Source organism: Kitasatospora sp. NPDC058032 (genome assembly GCF_042885845.1).
Lineage (GTDB): Bacteria > Actinomycetota > Actinomycetes > Streptomycetales > Streptomycetaceae > Kitasatospora.
This window is the reverse complement of sequence record NZ_JBHVRK010000017.1, coordinates 125,476-139,764: the sequence shown is the minus strand read 5'-3', so window position 1 is coordinate 139,764 and position 14,289 is coordinate 125,476. Positions and strand designations below refer to the sequence as shown.

Annotated in this window: 9 protein-coding genes and 1 pseudogene; 3 read left to right on the top strand and 7 right to left on the bottom strand. The window is 75.6% G+C overall.

The window, feature by feature from the left end; translation table 11 throughout:
• Window positions 1-13: 13 nt before the first annotated feature.
• From narJ to ACFVUH_RS25715, 3 genes are read right to left on the bottom strand one after another with little or no spacing between them, the layout of a single operon-like run.
• Window positions 14-625, bottom strand: coding sequence for a nitrate reductase molybdenum cofactor assembly chaperone (narJ, locus tag ACFVUH_RS25725; protein ID WP_387915544.1), 612 nt, complete (start codon window positions 623-625; stop codon window positions 14-16).
• On the bottom strand, window positions 622-2,253 hold the full coding sequence (gene narH, locus ACFVUH_RS25720) for a nitrate reductase subunit beta (RefSeq protein ID WP_387915543.1): 1,632 nt from the start codon (window positions 2,251-2,253) through the stop codon (window positions 622-624). The genes narJ and narH overlap by 4 nt, the downstream gene beginning before the upstream one ends.
• On the bottom strand, window positions 2,253-5,948 hold the full coding sequence (locus ACFVUH_RS25715) for a nitrate reductase subunit alpha (RefSeq protein ID WP_387915542.1): 3,696 nt from the start codon (window positions 5,946-5,948) through the stop codon (window positions 2,253-2,255). Before ACFVUH_RS25715 ends, narH begins: the two co-directional genes overlap by 1 nt.
• A 161-nt stretch (window positions 5,949-6,109) precedes the next feature.
• Between ACFVUH_RS25715 and ACFVUH_RS25710 the strand changes: the two genes are divergently transcribed.
• Window positions 6,110-7,066, top strand: a complete 957-nt coding sequence (locus ACFVUH_RS25710; protein ID WP_387915541.1) for a tellurite resistance/C4-dicarboxylate transporter family protein — start codon at window positions 6,110-6,112, stop codon at window positions 7,064-7,066.
• A gap of 34 nt (window positions 7,067-7,100) precedes the next feature.
• Here ACFVUH_RS25710 and ACFVUH_RS25705 read toward each other — a convergent pair.
• From ACFVUH_RS25705 to ACFVUH_RS25695, 3 genes and pseudogenes are all read right to left on the bottom strand, one after another.
• Window positions 7,101-8,741, bottom strand: a pseudogene (locus ACFVUH_RS25705) (MFS transporter).
• A 175-nt stretch (window positions 8,742-8,916) separates the two neighbouring features.
• The gene (locus ACFVUH_RS25700) at window positions 8,917-9,753 is read right to left on the bottom strand and encodes an ABC transporter permease (RefSeq protein ID WP_387915540.1); all 837 of its coding nucleotides are present in this window, start codon (window positions 9,751-9,753) and stop codon (window positions 8,917-8,919) included.
• Window positions 9,750-10,679, bottom strand: coding sequence for an ABC transporter ATP-binding protein (locus ACFVUH_RS25695; RefSeq protein WP_387915539.1), 930 nt, complete (start codon window positions 10,677-10,679; stop codon window positions 9,750-9,752). The genes ACFVUH_RS25700 and ACFVUH_RS25695 overlap by 4 nt, the downstream gene beginning before the upstream one ends.
• Before the next feature lie 134 nt (window positions 10,680-10,813).
• Here ACFVUH_RS25695 and ACFVUH_RS25690 point away from each other — a divergent pair, with 134 nt between their 5' ends.
• Both ACFVUH_RS25690 and ACFVUH_RS25685 read left to right on the top strand, forming a co-directional pair.
• Window positions 10,814-12,112, top strand: coding sequence for a sensor histidine kinase (locus ACFVUH_RS25690; RefSeq protein ID WP_387915538.1), 1,299 nt, complete (start codon window positions 10,814-10,816; stop codon window positions 12,110-12,112).
• On the top strand, window positions 12,109-12,774 hold the full coding sequence (locus ACFVUH_RS25685) for a response regulator (protein WP_387915537.1): 666 nt from the start codon (window positions 12,109-12,111) through the stop codon (window positions 12,772-12,774). Before ACFVUH_RS25690 ends, ACFVUH_RS25685 begins: the two co-directional genes overlap by 4 nt.
• A gap of 229 nt (window positions 12,775-13,003) precedes the next feature.
• Here ACFVUH_RS25685 and ACFVUH_RS25680 read toward each other — a convergent pair whose 3' ends face one another.
• Window positions 13,004-14,191 carry a serine hydrolase gene (locus ACFVUH_RS25680; protein ID WP_355359199.1) on the bottom strand — a complete coding sequence of 396 codons (1,188 nt, stop codon included), beginning with the start codon at window positions 14,189-14,191 and terminating at the stop codon, window positions 13,004-13,006.
• Between the last annotated feature and the right edge of the window lie 98 nt (window positions 14,192-14,289).

Here is a 14,289-nt window from a genome sequence, read left to right as displayed (position 1 = left end):
GGCGGATCTCCGGTCATCGGGCAGGCAGAAGGGGCAGCAGGCCGAGGTGCCCGTACGGCGGGGTGTCCAGGCCGACCTGTTCGCGCGGCGGCCCGCCCCGGGCGAGCGCCAGCGCGGCGGCCCGGTCCCGGGGGGACGGTCCGGGCAGGGTGGCACAGACGGCGGTGAGCACATCGGCGTACGGCGTGCCGTGCTCGGTGAGGGCGAGCCGCAGCAGTTCCAGCGCGGGCCGGTGCCCGCGCAGCAGCGTCTCGTCGCCGGTGGCGGCGGTGAACTCCAGGACGGCGGGCAGGAAGTCGGGCAGGTCCTCGCCGGCGAACTCCAGGCCGTGCGCCCGGTAGGCGGCCTTGAAGCGCAGCAGGGCCTCGCCGCGCCGGCGGGTGTCGCCGTCGGTCCACCAGCTGAGGTGCAGGCTGTGCCGCTGGGTGAAGTCGAAGACCTCGACGTAGTGGCGGGTCAGTTCGCCGGCGGGGCGGCCGGCGGCCCAGCCGAGGAAGGCGCGCAGCGGCGCGGCGGCGGCGTGGCGGAGCGACCGGAGCGCGCCGGCCGGCGGGAGCGGGGTGTCCGGGTAGCAGAGGCACTCGGCGGCGGCCCGCCGGAGGAGCGCGCGCGGGTCGGCCGTCACCGCGGGGGCTCCTCGCGCGCGGCGGCGGTGTCCTCGGGCGGCTCCGGGTGGTCGGCGCTCTGGCGCCGGCGCAGCCCGTGGAAGCTCTCGACGGTGACCAGTGGCAGCGAGCGCCGTCCGGATCCGGCGCCGAACGGTCCGTCGGCGCCGCCGGGTGCGCCGTCGGTGTGGTCGAGGCCGCAGCCGGCGGGCAGTGCGGACTCCTCCAGCCGTTCGGCGTCGGCGCGGGCGGCGGTCGGGATGACGTAGCGGTCCTCGTACTTGGCGACGGCGAGCAGCCGGAAGAGGTCCTCGACGGAGGTGGCGTCGAGTCCGACGGCCTCGGCGGCGGCGTGGTCGGGCGCGCGGCCGAGGTTGACGGCGCGCATGTGGGCGCGCATCGCGGCGAGCCGGTCGAGGGCGGCGCGCACCGGTCCGGGGTCGCCGGCGGTGAAGAGTCCGGCGAGGTACTCGACGGGGATGCGCAGGGCGTCGATCGCGCCGAAGAGGTTCCCGGCGTCCTCGCCGTCGTGGCCGGCGGCGGCGACCTCCTCGACGACCGGGGAGAGCGGCGGGATGTACCAGACCATCGGCAGCGTGCGGTACTCCGGGTGGAGTGGCAGGGCGACCCGGTAGGTGCTGACCAGCGCGCGCACGGGCGAGCGGCGGGCGGCCTCGATCCAGTCGTGCGCGACGCCGTCCCGTTCGGCGGCGCGCCGCACCTCGGGGTCCTCCGGGTCCAGGAAGACGCCCAGCTGGGCTTCGTAGAGGTCGTGTTCGTCCTCGACGGAGGCGGCGGCGGTGACCAGGTCGGCGTCGTAGAGCAGCACCCCGAGGTAGCGCAGCCGCCCGACGCAGGTCTCGGAGCAGACGGTGGGCAGGCCGACCTCGGTGCGCGGGTAGCAGAAGGTGCACTTCTCGGCCTTGCCGGTGCGGTGGTTGAAGTAGATCTTCTTGTACGGGCAGCCGGTGACGCACTGGCGCCAGCCCCGGCAGCCGTCCTGGTCGACGAGGACGATGCCGTCCTCGACCCGTTTGTAGATCGCGCCCGAGGGGCAGGCGGCGGCGCAGGCCGGGTTGAGGCAGTGCTCGCAGATCCGCGGCAGGTAGAACATGAAGCTCTGCTCGTACTGGAAGCGGATCCGCTCGCCGACCTCCCGGCGCATCCGCTCGACGTTGGGGTCGGCGCCCGCGTGCTCGGGGGCGCCGCCGAGGTCGTCGTCCCAGTTGGGCGACCACTCGACGGCCATCGGGCGGCCGGTGATCAGCGAGTGCGGGCGGGCGACGGGGTAGTCCTCGCCGAGCGGGGCGTCGGTGAGCGCGCGGTAGTCGTACGTCCAGGGCTCGTAGTAGTCCTGGAGGGTGGGCATCACGGGGTTGGCGAAGATCGAGGCGAGCTTGCGGAGCCGTCCGCCCTGGCGCAGCTTGAGCCGTCCGCGCCGGTCGAGCCGCCAGCCGCCGCGCCACGTCTCCTGGTCCTCGTAGCGGCGCGGGTAGCCGAGGCCGGGGCGGGTCTCGACGTTGTTGAACCAGACGTACTCGGTGCCGCGGCGGTTGGTCCAGGTCTGCTTGCAGGTGACCGAACAGGTGTGGCAGCCGATGCACTTGTCGAGGTTCATCACCATGGCGAGCTGGGCCATCACCCTCATCAGTACTCCACCTCCTGGGAGCGGCGCCGGATCACGGTGACCTCGTCACGCTGGTTGCCGGTCGGGCCGAGGTAGTTGAACGCCCAGGAGAGCTGGGCGTAGCCGCCGATCAGATGGGTGGGTTTGAGCAGCACCCGGGTCAGCGAGTTGTGGATGCCGCCGCGCCGGCCGCCGGTCTCGGCGCGGGGCACGTTGACGGTGCGCTCCTGCGCGTGGTGCATGTAGACGGTGCCGGGCGGCATGCGGTGCGAGACGACGGCGCGGGCGACGACGACGCCGTTGCGGTTGACGGCCTCGATCCAGTCGTTGTCGGCGACGCCGATGGCGGCGGCGTCCTCGACCGACATCCAGATCACCTGTCCGCCGCGGGAGAGCGCGAGCATGAACAGGTTGTCCTGGTACTCCGAGTGGATCGACCACTTGTTGTGCGGGGTCAGGTAACGGACCGTCACTTCCCGTTGCCCGTCCGGGCCGAGGGCGGGCTCGCCGAACAGCCGGCGGATGTCCAGCGGCGGCCGGTAGACCGGCAGGGCCTCGCCGAGTTCGTGCATCCAGTCGTGGTCGACGAAGAAGTGCTGGCGTCCGCTGAGCGTGTGCCAGGGCTTGAGGTGCTCGGTATTGAGGGTGAACGGGCTGTAGCGGCGGCCGCCGGCTTCGCTGCCGGACCACTCGGGCGAGGTGATGACGGGGGCGGGGGCGGCCTGGGTGTCGGCGTAGGAGATCCGGCGGCCCTCCTGCTCGGCCGCCAGGTGCGCCAACTCCCTTCCGGTGCGCCGCTCCAGGGTGCGGAAGCCCTGGGTGGCGAGCCGGCCGTTGGTGGTGCCGGAGAGCGCGAGCACCGTGTCGCAGGCCTTGACGGCGGTGTCCAGGGCCGGGCGGCCGTCGGCCGGGCCGCCGCGGATCACGCCGTTGCGGGCCTTGAGCTGCTCGACCTCCTCCCCCGGGTGCAGCACCACGCCCTTGGCGGGCAGGCCGAGTTGCTCGACGAGCGGGCCGAGCGAGGCCATCTTCGCCGCCACCGCGGTGTAGTCGCGTTCGACGACGGCGAGGTTCGGCAGGGTGACGCCGGGGACGGGCTCGCAGGCGCCGTCCCGCCAGTCCAGGTCGGTGCCGCCGGGCTGGGCGGTCTCCCCGGGGGTGTCGTGCTGCAGCGCGGTGGCGACCAGGTCGTGGCGCGTCCCCAGGTGCTCGCGGGCGAGTTCGCCGAACCGCGCGGCGATGGCGTGGAAGGCCTCGAAGTCGGTGCGGGCCTGCCAGGGCGGGTCGACGGCGGGGGCGAAGGAGTGCACGTAGGGGTGCATGTCGGTGGAGGACAGGTCGTGCTTCTCGTACCAGGTGGCGGCGGGCAGCACGACGTCGGAGAGCAGGGTGGAGGAGGTCATCCGGAAGTCCAGTGAGAGCAGCAGGTCGAGCTTGCCCTCGGGGGCCTCGGCGCGCCGGCGGACGTCGCGCGGGCGCAGTTCCTCGCCGGCCTCCCGGGCGCGCAGCGAGGAGTGGGTGCCCAGCAGGTGCTTGGTGAAGTACTCGGCGCCCTTGGCGGACGAGCCGAGCAGGTTGGCCCGCCACAGGGTGAGCACCCGGGGCCAGTTGGCCGGGTCGTCCGGGTCCTCGCAGGCGAACTTCAGCCGCCCGGCGCGCAGTTCGGCGACGACGTGCTCCCCGGGGTCGCGGCCGGCGGCGCGGGCCTCGTCGGCGAGGTCGAGCGGGTTGCGGTCGAAGGTCGGGTAGGAGGGCATCCAGCCGAGGCGGGCGGAGCGGGCCAGCAGGTCGACGGTGGCCAGGCCCCGGAAGCGGCCGGTGCCGAGCGGGGAGGCGAGCACGTCGGCGGGGTAGGTGTCGTAGCGCCACTGGTCGGTGTGCAGGAAGAACCAGCCGGTGCCGATGGCCTGCCGGGGCGGGCGGGACCAGTCGGTGGCACCGGCCAGGGTCGCCCAGCCGGTGAGCGGCCGGCACTTCTCCTGGCCGACGTAGTGCGCCCAGCCGCCGCCGTTGCGGCCCTGGCAGCCGGTCAGGGCGAGCAGCGCCAGGAAGGTGCGGTAGATGGTCTCGGAGTGGAACCAGTGGTTGGTGCCGGCGCCCATCAGGATCATGCAGCGGCCCCGGGACTCCTCGGCGGTGCGCGCGAACTCCCGTGCCACCCGGACGGCCTGGGCGGCGGGCACCGAGGTGTGCCGCTCCTGCCAGGCGGGGGTGCCGGGGGTGTCCGGGTCCTGGTAGGAGGCGGGCCAGCGGCCGGGCAGCCCCGGGCGGCCGACGCCGTACTGGGCGAGCAGCAGGTCGTAGACGGTGGTGACCAGCGTGCCGCCGTCCAGGCGCAGCGCGGGCACGCCCCGGCGCACGGTGTCGCCGCGGCCCTGGCCGTGCTCGCCGCCGTCGGTGTCGAAGCGCGGCAGCAGCACCTCGGCGGGGGTGGTGCCGTCCTGCCCGTGCAGGGTCAGGCGCGGGCGCAGGCCCTCCAGGTCGAGGTTCCAGCGGCCCTCGCCGGAGGCGGTCCAGCGGAAGCCCAGCGAGCCGTTGGGCACGGCGGGGCGCCCGGTCGCCTCGTCCAGGACGGCGAGCTTCCAGGCCGCGCCCTCGCCGGTGTCGCCGAGGTCGCTCGCGCGCAGGAACTTGGCGGGGGTGAAGGCGCCGTCCCGTTCGGTCAGGGTGACCAGGAACGGCAGGTCGGTGAAGCGGCGGACGTAGTCGTCGAAGAACGGCGTGGTGCGGTCGACGAAGAACTCCCGCAGGATGACGTGGCCCATGGCGAGGGCGAGGGCGCCGTCGGTGCCCGGGTGGGGGTGCAGCCACTCGTCGGCGAACTTGGTGTTGTCCGCGTAATCCGGGGAGACCGCCACCACCTTCTGGCCCCGGTAGCGGGCCTCGGCCATCCAGTGCGCGTCCGGGGTGCGGGTGACGGGCACGTTGGAGCCCCACATCACCAGGTAGGCGGCGTCCCACCAGTCCCCCGACTCGGGCACGTCGGTCTGGTCGCCGAACACCTGCGGGGAGGCCACCGGCAGGTCGGCGTACCAGTCGTAGAAGGAGAGCATGGTGGCGCCGATGAGCGAGTGGTAGCGGGCGCCGGCCGCGTGCGAGACGATCGACATCGCCGGGATCGGCGAGAAGCCGGCGATCCGGTCCGGGCCGTGGCGCCTCACCGTGTGCACCTGCGCGGCGGCGACGATCTCCACCGCCTCGTCCCAACTCGCCCGCACCAGGCCGCCCTTGCCGTGGGCCCGCTGGTAGGCGCGGCGGCGCTCGGGGGCGTCCTGGATGTCCGCCCAGGCCGCCACCGGGTCCCCCAGCCGGGCCCGCGCCTCCCGGTACTGCTCCAGCAGCACGCCGCGCACGTACGGGTAGCGCACCCGGGTGGGCGAGTAGGTGTACCAGGAGAAGGCGGCGCCGCGCGGGCAGCCGCGCGGCTCGTACTCGGGGCGGTCGGGGCCGACGGACGGGTAGTCGGTGGCCTGGGTCTCCCAGGTGATGACGCCGTCCTTGACGAAGACCTTCCAGCGGCAGGAGCCGGTGCAGTTGACGCCGTGGGTGGAGTACACGACCTTGTCGTGGCTCCAGCGGTCCCGGTAGAAGGCGTCGGCGGCGCGGCCGCCGGTGAGGCGGACGCTGTGCAGGTCGGGCGCGGGCGTCCCGGGGCGGAAGAACCGGCCCGCCTTGAGGAACGCGGCTCCCGGCTCGCTCGTCGGCTCCTCCCGCACGTGGCACCCTCCGTCTCCGGGCCGGACCGTGTGCCCATCGAAACCGCGCGGGCGCGCCGCCGCACCCGGGAGGCGTCCCCCCGGGTGACCGGACCCCGGTCCGCGCCCCGGTCCGGCGCCGCCCGGTGGCCGGGCCGGCGTCCGGGCGCTGCCATGGAGCCATGAACGTACGGAGCCGCCCGCGGTGGGACGCGGTGCCCCCGGCGACCGGCGCGGCCGTGATGGCGACCGGCATCATCTCGGTCGGCCTGCACCTCACCGGCTTCGACGCCCTGTCGGCCGCCGGCCTCTGGATCGCCGGGCTGCTCTGGCTGCTGCTGGCCGCGGCTTTCCTCGCCCTGCTGGTCGGCGACCGGCGCGGCTGGACGGCGCGGGCGCGGACCCCGCCCGCGCTCACCGCGGTGGCCGCCACCACGGTGCTCGGGGTGCGCCTCGACCAACTGGGCCGGACGGTGGCGGCGGAGGCGCTGCTCGCGGTCGCGGCCCTCGTCTGGCCGGTGCTGCTGGCCTCCGTGCTGCGCCACCTCGGCCGGAGGCTGCCGGGCGCGGCCTTCCTGATCTGCGTCGCCACCCAGGGCCTGGTCGTGCTCGCCGCCACCCTCGCCCCGCACACCGCCGACTGGCTCGCCCGGGCGGCGCTGCCGGTGTTCGTGCTGGGCCTGGTGCTGTACGGGGACGCGCTGCGCCGCTTCGACCTGCGCCAGGTGACGGCGGGGGCCGGCGACCAGTGGGTGTCCGCCGGGGCGCTGGCGATCTCCGCGCTGGCCGCGTCCAAGCTGCTCGCCTGCGGCGTGTGGAGCGGCGGGGCGCACACCGCGCTGCGGGTGGTGACGCTGGTGCTGCTCGGCCTCGCGCTGGCCGGGTACGCGGTGCTGGCCGTCGCCGAGGTGCTGCGGCCTCGGCCGCGCTACGACCTGCGCCGCTGGTCGACGGTCTTCCCGCTGGGCATGACGGCGGTGGCCTCGCTGTCGACGGCCACCGCCGCCCGCGTGCACTGGCTCGACCCACTCGGCCGGGCGCTGCTCTGGGTGGCGGCGGCGGTCTGGGCGGTCGTCACCGTCGGCGCGCTGCGCCGGCTGCGGCTGCCGTGGCGCGGGCCGGGCGCGGCGGGCGGGTGACCTCCAACGGGCGGGCGCGGACGGCGGCGCGGTCTCAGTGCCCCGCCGCCGGCGGCAGCGGCCCCGCCGAGACGTCGAAGGCGTGCGTGACCTCCGGCGCGGTCCCGGGGCGCAGCAGGGCCCGGGCCTGCTCCTCGTCCCGGCGGTCGGTGGCGGTGAGCCGGCCGCCGTGCTGGGCCAGGTGCTCGGCCCAGGAGGAGACCAGGTAGGTCTCGACGAACCGCTCGGGTTCGCCGCCGTCCTGGTAGAGGCCCCAGCTGAGGGCGCCGGTGCGGCGGCGCGAGGCGGCGACCCGGCGCATCCGCGCGGTGAACGCGGCCCGGTGCTCCGGCTCCACCCGGTACGCGACGGTGACCAGCACGGGTCCGTCCGCGGCGCCCGGTTCGACCACCAGCGGCGGACGCGGCCAGTGACCGGACGGCGTCGGGTCGACCCGGTCGCCGTCGTACAGCGGCAGCCGGCGGGCGCCGAGCGCCCCGAGCAGCAGCACCGCGGCGGCGGTCAGCAGCGCGGCGCCCGGGCCGTGACGCTCGGCCAGCACGCCCCACAGCGGGGCCGCCAGGGCCTGGCCGCCCTGGAAGACCAGCAGCTGGACGGCCAGGCCGCGGGCCCGCACCCAGCCGGGGAGCCGGGTCTGGACGGCCGCGTTGAGGGTGGACAGCACCCCGATCCAGGCCACGCCGGCGGGCAGCAGGGCGAGGCCGACGAGCCAGGGCAGCCGGACCGTCGCCAGCACGGCCAGCACCCCGGCGAGCGCGACGGTCCCCGCCACCAGGGTGCCGTTGGCCCCGAGCCGGCGGCGCATCGCCGGCAGCGCGAACGCCCCGCCCACCGCGCCGACGCCGACCGCGCCGAGCAGCAGTCCGTAGCCGCCGGGGCCGAGGCCCAGCGACCGGCGCGCGACCAGCGGCAGCAGCGCCCACAGCGCGCCCGCGCCGGGCACGAACAGCGCGGTGCGCAGCAGCACCCGCCGCACGCCCGGCGCGTGCCGGATGTAGCGGCGGCCCGCGTGCACGGCCGCGAGCAGTCCTTCGCCCCCGCCGGCCGGCCCGTCCTGCGGCGCGCCCCGGTGCCAGCGCAGCAGCACGACCAGGACGCCGAGGTAGGAGGCGGCGTTGAAGGCGAACACCCAGCCCGCGCCGGCCGCCGCGACCACCACGCCGCCGATCGCCGGGCCGACCGCCCGCGCGAGGTTCATGTTGACGGCGCCGAGCGCCGCCGCCTGCCCGAGCTGCCGGCGCTCCACCAGCTCCGGTTGGACGGCCTGCCAGGCCGGGCCCATCACGGCGGTGCCGCAGCCGAGCAGGAAGGTGAGGCCGAGCAGCGGACCGGGGGTCAGCGCGCCGGCGAAGGCCAGCACCGCGAGGACGGTGGCGACGGCGAGCATCACGAGCTGCGAGGCGACCAGCACCGAACGGCGGTCGCGGCGGTCGGCCAGTACCCCGGAGGGCAGCGCCAGCAGGACCACCGGCAGACTCGCGGCGGTCTACACCAGCGCCAGCAGCGCGGCGTCGTGGCCGACCAGCAGCCACTGGGCGCCGACGGTCTGCATCCAGCTGCCGACGTTGGAGACGAGTTGGGCGATCCACAGGGCGCGGAAGACCCGGCCGGCGAGCGGGGCCCACGCGGAGTCGCCCGCCGGGCGCCGGGCGGGGGTGGTGGTCTCTGTGCTCATACCGGTCCGTTGCGGGAGAGGGTCGGGGGCGCGGCCCGACCCGGCGGCCGTGGGGGTTGCGGCGGTCCGGCGTCGGCCGTACGGAGGCTAGGCCGGTCCGGCCGCCGCGGTCCGCCCGCGGGCGCACGGCCGCTGCCCCGGGAGTGCACGGGTCCGCGCGGCCCGTCCGCCGGCCTCAGACGTCCCGGCGGTGCGCGGCGGCCGTCGCGACCAGGACCGCGCCCACCGCCCAGCCCGCGAAGGCGAGCCACGACCCGAGCGCCGTGGCCGGGTACGGCGGCAACAGGACATGCGTCGGGTCGGGCGTGGCCAGCCGCCGCCAGGCGGTGAACGGCATGGCGTGCGCGACCACCGCCGACCAGCGGCGGTCCTCGTTGAACGAAGCGGGCAGCAGGAACAGCACCAGCACGGTGGTGACCACGCTCGCGGCGGCGTGCCGCACCAGCGTCCCCAGCCCGAAACCGATCAGCGCGCAGACCGGGGCGAGGGCGGCGGCCCCGGCAACAGCCTGCAGCACCCCGGGATCGGCGAGCGACACCCCGGCGTGCCGTCGGCCCAGCAGGGCCTGGGCGAGTCCGAAGGAGACACCCGAAGCGCACACGCCGAGGCCGAGCATGACCGCCGCCAGCACCCCGGCCTTGGCCAGCAGCACCGCCCTGCGGTCCGGGACGGCGGCGAAGGTGGTGCGGATCATCCCGGTCGTGTACTCACCGACGATCACCGCGGCGCCGACGCCGCCCGCGAGCAGCATCAGGAGGTCGGCGGCCAGCCCGGTGAACGAGGCGCTCACCGCCACGGCGACGGCTCCGGAGCCGGGCGGCGGGCCACCGGGCTCGGTGTGCGTGTAGGTGTAGTGCGCGGCGTTGAGGTTGACGGCGACCAGGACGAGCACGCCGAGGCCCAGCACCCAGGGCATCGAGCGCAGGGACCAGAACCTGATCCACTCGGCGGCGAGGAGGTCGCGCAGGCGCGGCCGGGGGTCGGTGGCGGCGCGGGTCGGGGCGGTGCTCATCGTGCTCCTCCGGCGGGGTGGTCGACGCGGTCGGCGGTGAGCGCCATGAACGCCTCCTCCAAGGAGACGGTGCGGGCGGTCAGTTCGATCAGCGGGATCCGGTGGTCGAGGGCGAGCACGCCGATCCGCGCGGCGTCCAGGCCGGTGACGGCGAGCGCGCCGTCCCCCTCCGCGCGCGACACCGTGCCGCCCGCCGCCCTCAGGACACCTGCCAGCACCTCGGGTTCGGCCGCGCGGACGGTCACCCCCGGCCGGGAGCCGGCCGGCCCCGTGCCACGGGCGGCGAACTCGGCCACACTCTCGGCGGCGATCAACCGACCGCGTCCGATGACCACCAACCGGTCCGCCGTGTGCTCCATCTCGCTCATCAGATGACTGGAGACGAACACCGTCCGCCCCTCCGCCGCCAGATTCCGGAACAGACCGCGCACCCAGCGCACCCCCTCCGGGTCCAGTCCGTTCAGCGGCTCGTCGAACAGCAGCACCGGCGGATCGCCGAGCAGCGCCGCCGCGATCCCGAGCCGCTGCTTCATCCCGAGCGAGTACCCGCCGATCCGCCGCCCGGCCGCCCCGGCGAGCCCGACCGCCTCCAGCACCGCGTCCACCCGGGCGCACGGCACGGCGTTGCCCCGGGCCAGCGCCCGCAGATGGGCACGGCCGCTGCGCCCGCCGTGCACGTCGCCCGCGTCCAGCAGCGCGCCGACGTGCCGCAGACCGCGCGGCCGCTCCCGGAACGGGCGGCCGCCGACGGTCGCGGTCCCGCCGGTGGGCTCGCTGAGGCCCAGGATCATCCGCAGCGCGGTGCTCTTTCCGGCACCGTTCGGCCCCAGGAACCCGGTGACCTGACCCGGGTGGACGGTGAAGGTGAGGTCGTCGACGGCGGTGGTGCGGCCGTAACGCTTCGTCAGTCGGTGCACTTCGATCATGCCGTCCACGGTGCCGCCGAACGGCCGAGCGGCACATCGGACCCGGGCCGACACCCTCCCGGCCCCGCTGTCACCCCCGGTCGTACACCCGTGGTCCGATACCGCGCCGGACGCCGCCTCGTTACGATCACCGCATGTCCGCCACGCCCCCGCCACCGCCGCTCCTCCCACCCCGGCTCCGGCGGGTGCCGCCCGGCGCCTGGACGGCGCTCGCCTGGTGCGTCTCGCTGCTCTACCCCTCCCTGGTGCTCGGCTCCGGCCCCGGCCACCGGACGTCGGTACGCCGCGGACTCGCCCCGCCCGCCCCGCAGGACTGGGTGATGGCCGCCTTCACCACTCCCGTCGCGTTCCTCGCCGCCGCTCTGCTGCGCCGCCGGCCGCGCACGGCCGTCGCCCTGCTGCTCGCCGCCACCGTGGCGCAGACCAAGGCCTGGCAGTGGAACCTCGAACTGCCGCCGACCGCGCTGCTCGCGGTCGCCGCCGCCCTCTGCCTGGTCACGGCCGCCGAACCGCGCCGGACCTCGCGTGCCGCACTGGCCATGGTGCTGGGCGTGCTGACCTTCCATCTGATCCTCTCCCCCGCCCTCGGCGGCGGCCTGCTGCTCACCGGCACCCGGATCGGCGCCAACGACGCGGGCGTGCTGGTCGCCGTCATCGCCTGGCTGGTGGGCCGCTCGGTGCACCAGTCCCGGGAGCACGCCGAGGCGTTGAGCACCCGGGCGGCAGCCGAGGCGGTCACCGCCGAACGCCTGCGGATCGCCCGCGAGATGCACGACACCGTGGCCCACAGCATCGGCATCGTCGCCCTCCAGGCGGGCGCGGCCCGCCGGGTCATCGACACCCGGCCGGACCGGGCGCGCGAGGCCCTCGGCGAGATCGAGACCGCCGGCCGGGAGACCCTGGCGGGCCTGCGCCGGATGCTCGGCGCGCTGCGCCGGGCCGACGACGACGCCGAGCCCGTGACCGCCGCCCTGCGTCCACCGGGCCTGGCCGACCTCGACGCGCTGGCCGCCGCCACCACGGCGGCGGGCGTGCGGGTCGACGTCCGGTGGCAGGGCGAACGGCGGCCGCTGCCACCGGAGATCGACCTGGCGGCGTTCCGGATCGTCCAGGAGTCGGTGGCCAACGTGGTCCGCCACGCCGCCGCCCCGTCCTGCCGGGTCACCGTCGACCACCGGCGTCCGGCGGAACTCTCCATCGAGGTCACCGACCGCGGCCGTGGCCACGGCACCGACCCCGGCGCCGGCTACGGCCTGGCGGGCCTGCGCGAGCGGGTCGCCCTGCTGCACGGGGGGTTCGACGCCGCGCCGCGCCCCGGCGGCGGCTTCCGGGTCGCCGCCCGGCTGCCGGTCGTGGAGAACACCGTCACCGCAGGGACCGTCACCGAGGGGGCCGTCACCGAGGGGGCCGTCACCGAGGGGGCCGCACGATGACGTCCACCGTCCGCGTCGTCCTCGCCGACGACCAGCCGCTCGTCCGCGCCGCGCTGGAGATGGTCATCACCGAGGCGCCCGACCTGGAGGTGGTCGGCGAGGCCGCCACCGGCGCCGAGGCCGTCCGGCTCGCCGAGGAACTGCGGCCCGACGTGGTGGTGATGGACCTGCGGATGCCCGTGCTCGACGGCATCGAGGCCACCCGCCGGGTGACGGCCGGACCGGACGCGGCCCGGGTCGTCGTGCTGACCACCTTCGACGAGGACGAGAACGTGCACGCGGCCCTGCGCGCCGGGGCCTCCGGCTTCCTCGTCAAGGACATGGCCCTGGACGACATCCTCGGCGCGATCCGCGTGGTCGCCGCCGGCGACGCCCTGATCGCCCCGAGCGTCACCCGCCGTCTGATCGCCGAGTTCGCCGCCCGCCCCGCCACCGCGCCCCCGGCTGACCGCCGCCTCACCGGCATCACCGACCGCGAACGCGAGATCCTCACCCTCGTCGGCCGGGGCCTGTCCAACACCGAGATCGCCGGCGAACTCGTGCTCAGCCCGGCCACCGTGAAGACCTACATGACCCGCCTCCTCACCAAGCTCGCCGCCCGCGACCGCGTGCACCTGGTCATCCTGGCCTACGAATCCGGCCTGGTCGGCGCCCCCCGGTGAGGGCCGGATCCCTCGGCCCGCCGGCCGAGAGGATCACGCCCACCGGCTGACCGGCCGCCGTCGGCCACCCGTTCCCCGTCGACCGGCGGGCCGAGCCCGGCCGGCGCGAGCCGAAGACCACCCTGGGCCCGAACCCACCTCGAAGGCCGCTCCGGGGACCGGCCGGCACCGCCACACCACCGCCGCCCGCCGCCTCGTGCCCCGGCCCGGAGCCGCCCCGAAGCTCCTGCTAGCTGTTCAGATGGCTCCCGATCGCCAGGAAGGCCTGGACGAGGGGGACCTGGGGGACGGCCGGGGAGACGATCTGGGAGGCGTAGTGGACGACGACCAGGTCCAGCGCGGGGCAGATGAAGAGCCGCTGGCCGTGGATGCCGCTCGCCATGAACGAGCCGTACGGGTCGTTGGGGATCCACCACAGGTCGTGGTACGAGAGGGTGGCCGGCGCGTCGGCGGGCGCGGCGGGGAAGCGGACGCTCCGGGGATAGCCGTCCGGGACGCCCGAGACGATGGTCGAGGCGACGGCCTCGGGGATGACCTGCCGGTCGCCGACGGCGCCGCCGCAGCGGATCATCTCGCCGAGCCTGGCCACGTCGCGCGCGGTGGCGCTGAACCCGCCGCAGGCCGCCTCGGTTCCCTCGGCGTCGACGATGTAGTAGGCGTCCTCCTCCGCGCCGATCCGGGTCCAGATCGTGTCGGACAGGTGCGCCGAGGTGGTGGTGCCGGTGACGCGGCGCAGGACTTCGGCGAGCGCCTCGACGTTGCCGTTCTCGTAGCGGAACTCGGCGCCGGGCGCACCGGTCGCCCGGGCCGTCGCGAGGTGCTCGCGGATACTGGCGGGACCGCTGTAGCCGTAGGGCCGCAACTGGGGTGCCAGGACGGCGAAGTAGCGCTGGGCCTCCAGTGCCTTGTCGTAGCGGCGGCCGGCGTAGCTCACCCGGGTGCCCATGTGCAGGAGGTGGTCGACGGTGGCCTCGCCGAAGGCGGTGCCCGCGAGTTCGGGGACGTACTTCACCACCTCGGTGCCGCGGTCGAGCCGCCCTTGGTGGATGAGGACGGCCGCGAGCAGACCGAGGTAGGACTTCGCGGCCGAGGCGTTGAAGTGCGGCACGTGGGGTTCGTAGCCGTGCAGGTACTGCTCGTGGACGATCCTGCCCCGGTGCAGGACGAGCAGGGCGTCGGTCTCGGCGTCGGCGAGCAGTTGCCCGAGTCCGAGCGTACGGCCTCCCGGTCCGGTGAAGGCGAGGCCGTCGAGGGCCCCGGGCGGTGCGGTGGGAAGGTCCCGGGGGCCGCCGCGGCCCCGCCAGACGGCGCGGCTCGGAACGGTCTCCCGCCCCGAGGTCGTGTGGCGGCGGGCCCAGGTCGGATCCGTGAATCCGCGGGCCCAGGCCAGGTCGGACAGGGGCGGCATGGCAGTCATGCGGTAGCTCCGCTCTCTCAGGCGTGCCTTCCAAGGGTCGTTACCGTACATCGTGTTCGGTAAATCGACCAGAGTCGCCCCGGGGCGCGGAGGCGGAG

Bases quoted from the DNA above. Each gene is read 5' to 3' on its own strand.
- narH (WP_387915543.1), bottom strand. From the start codon at position 2,253: ATGAGGGTGATGGCCCAGCTCGCCATGGTGATGAACCTCGACAAGTGC.
- ACFVUH_RS25710 (WP_387915541.1), top strand. From the start codon at position 6,110: ATGAACGTACGGAGCCGCCCGCGGTGGGACGCGGTGCCCCCGGCGACC.
- ACFVUH_RS25700 (WP_387915540.1), bottom strand. From the start codon at position 9,753: ATGAGCACCGCCCCGACCCGCGCCGCCACCGACCCCCGGCCGCGCCTG.
- ACFVUH_RS25695 (WP_387915539.1), bottom strand. From the start codon at position 10,679: ATGATCGAAGTGCACCGACTGACGAAGCGTTACGGCCGCACCACCGCC.
- ACFVUH_RS25690 (WP_387915538.1), top strand. From the start codon at position 10,814: ATGTCCGCCACGCCCCCGCCACCGCCGCTCCTCCCACCCCGGCTCCGG.
- ACFVUH_RS25685 (WP_387915537.1), top strand. From the start codon at position 12,109: ATGACGTCCACCGTCCGCGTCGTCCTCGCCGACGACCAGCCGCTCGTC.
- ACFVUH_RS25680 (WP_355359199.1), bottom strand. From the start codon at position 14,191: ATGACTGCCATGCCGCCCCTGTCCGACCTGGCCTGGGCCCGCGGATTC.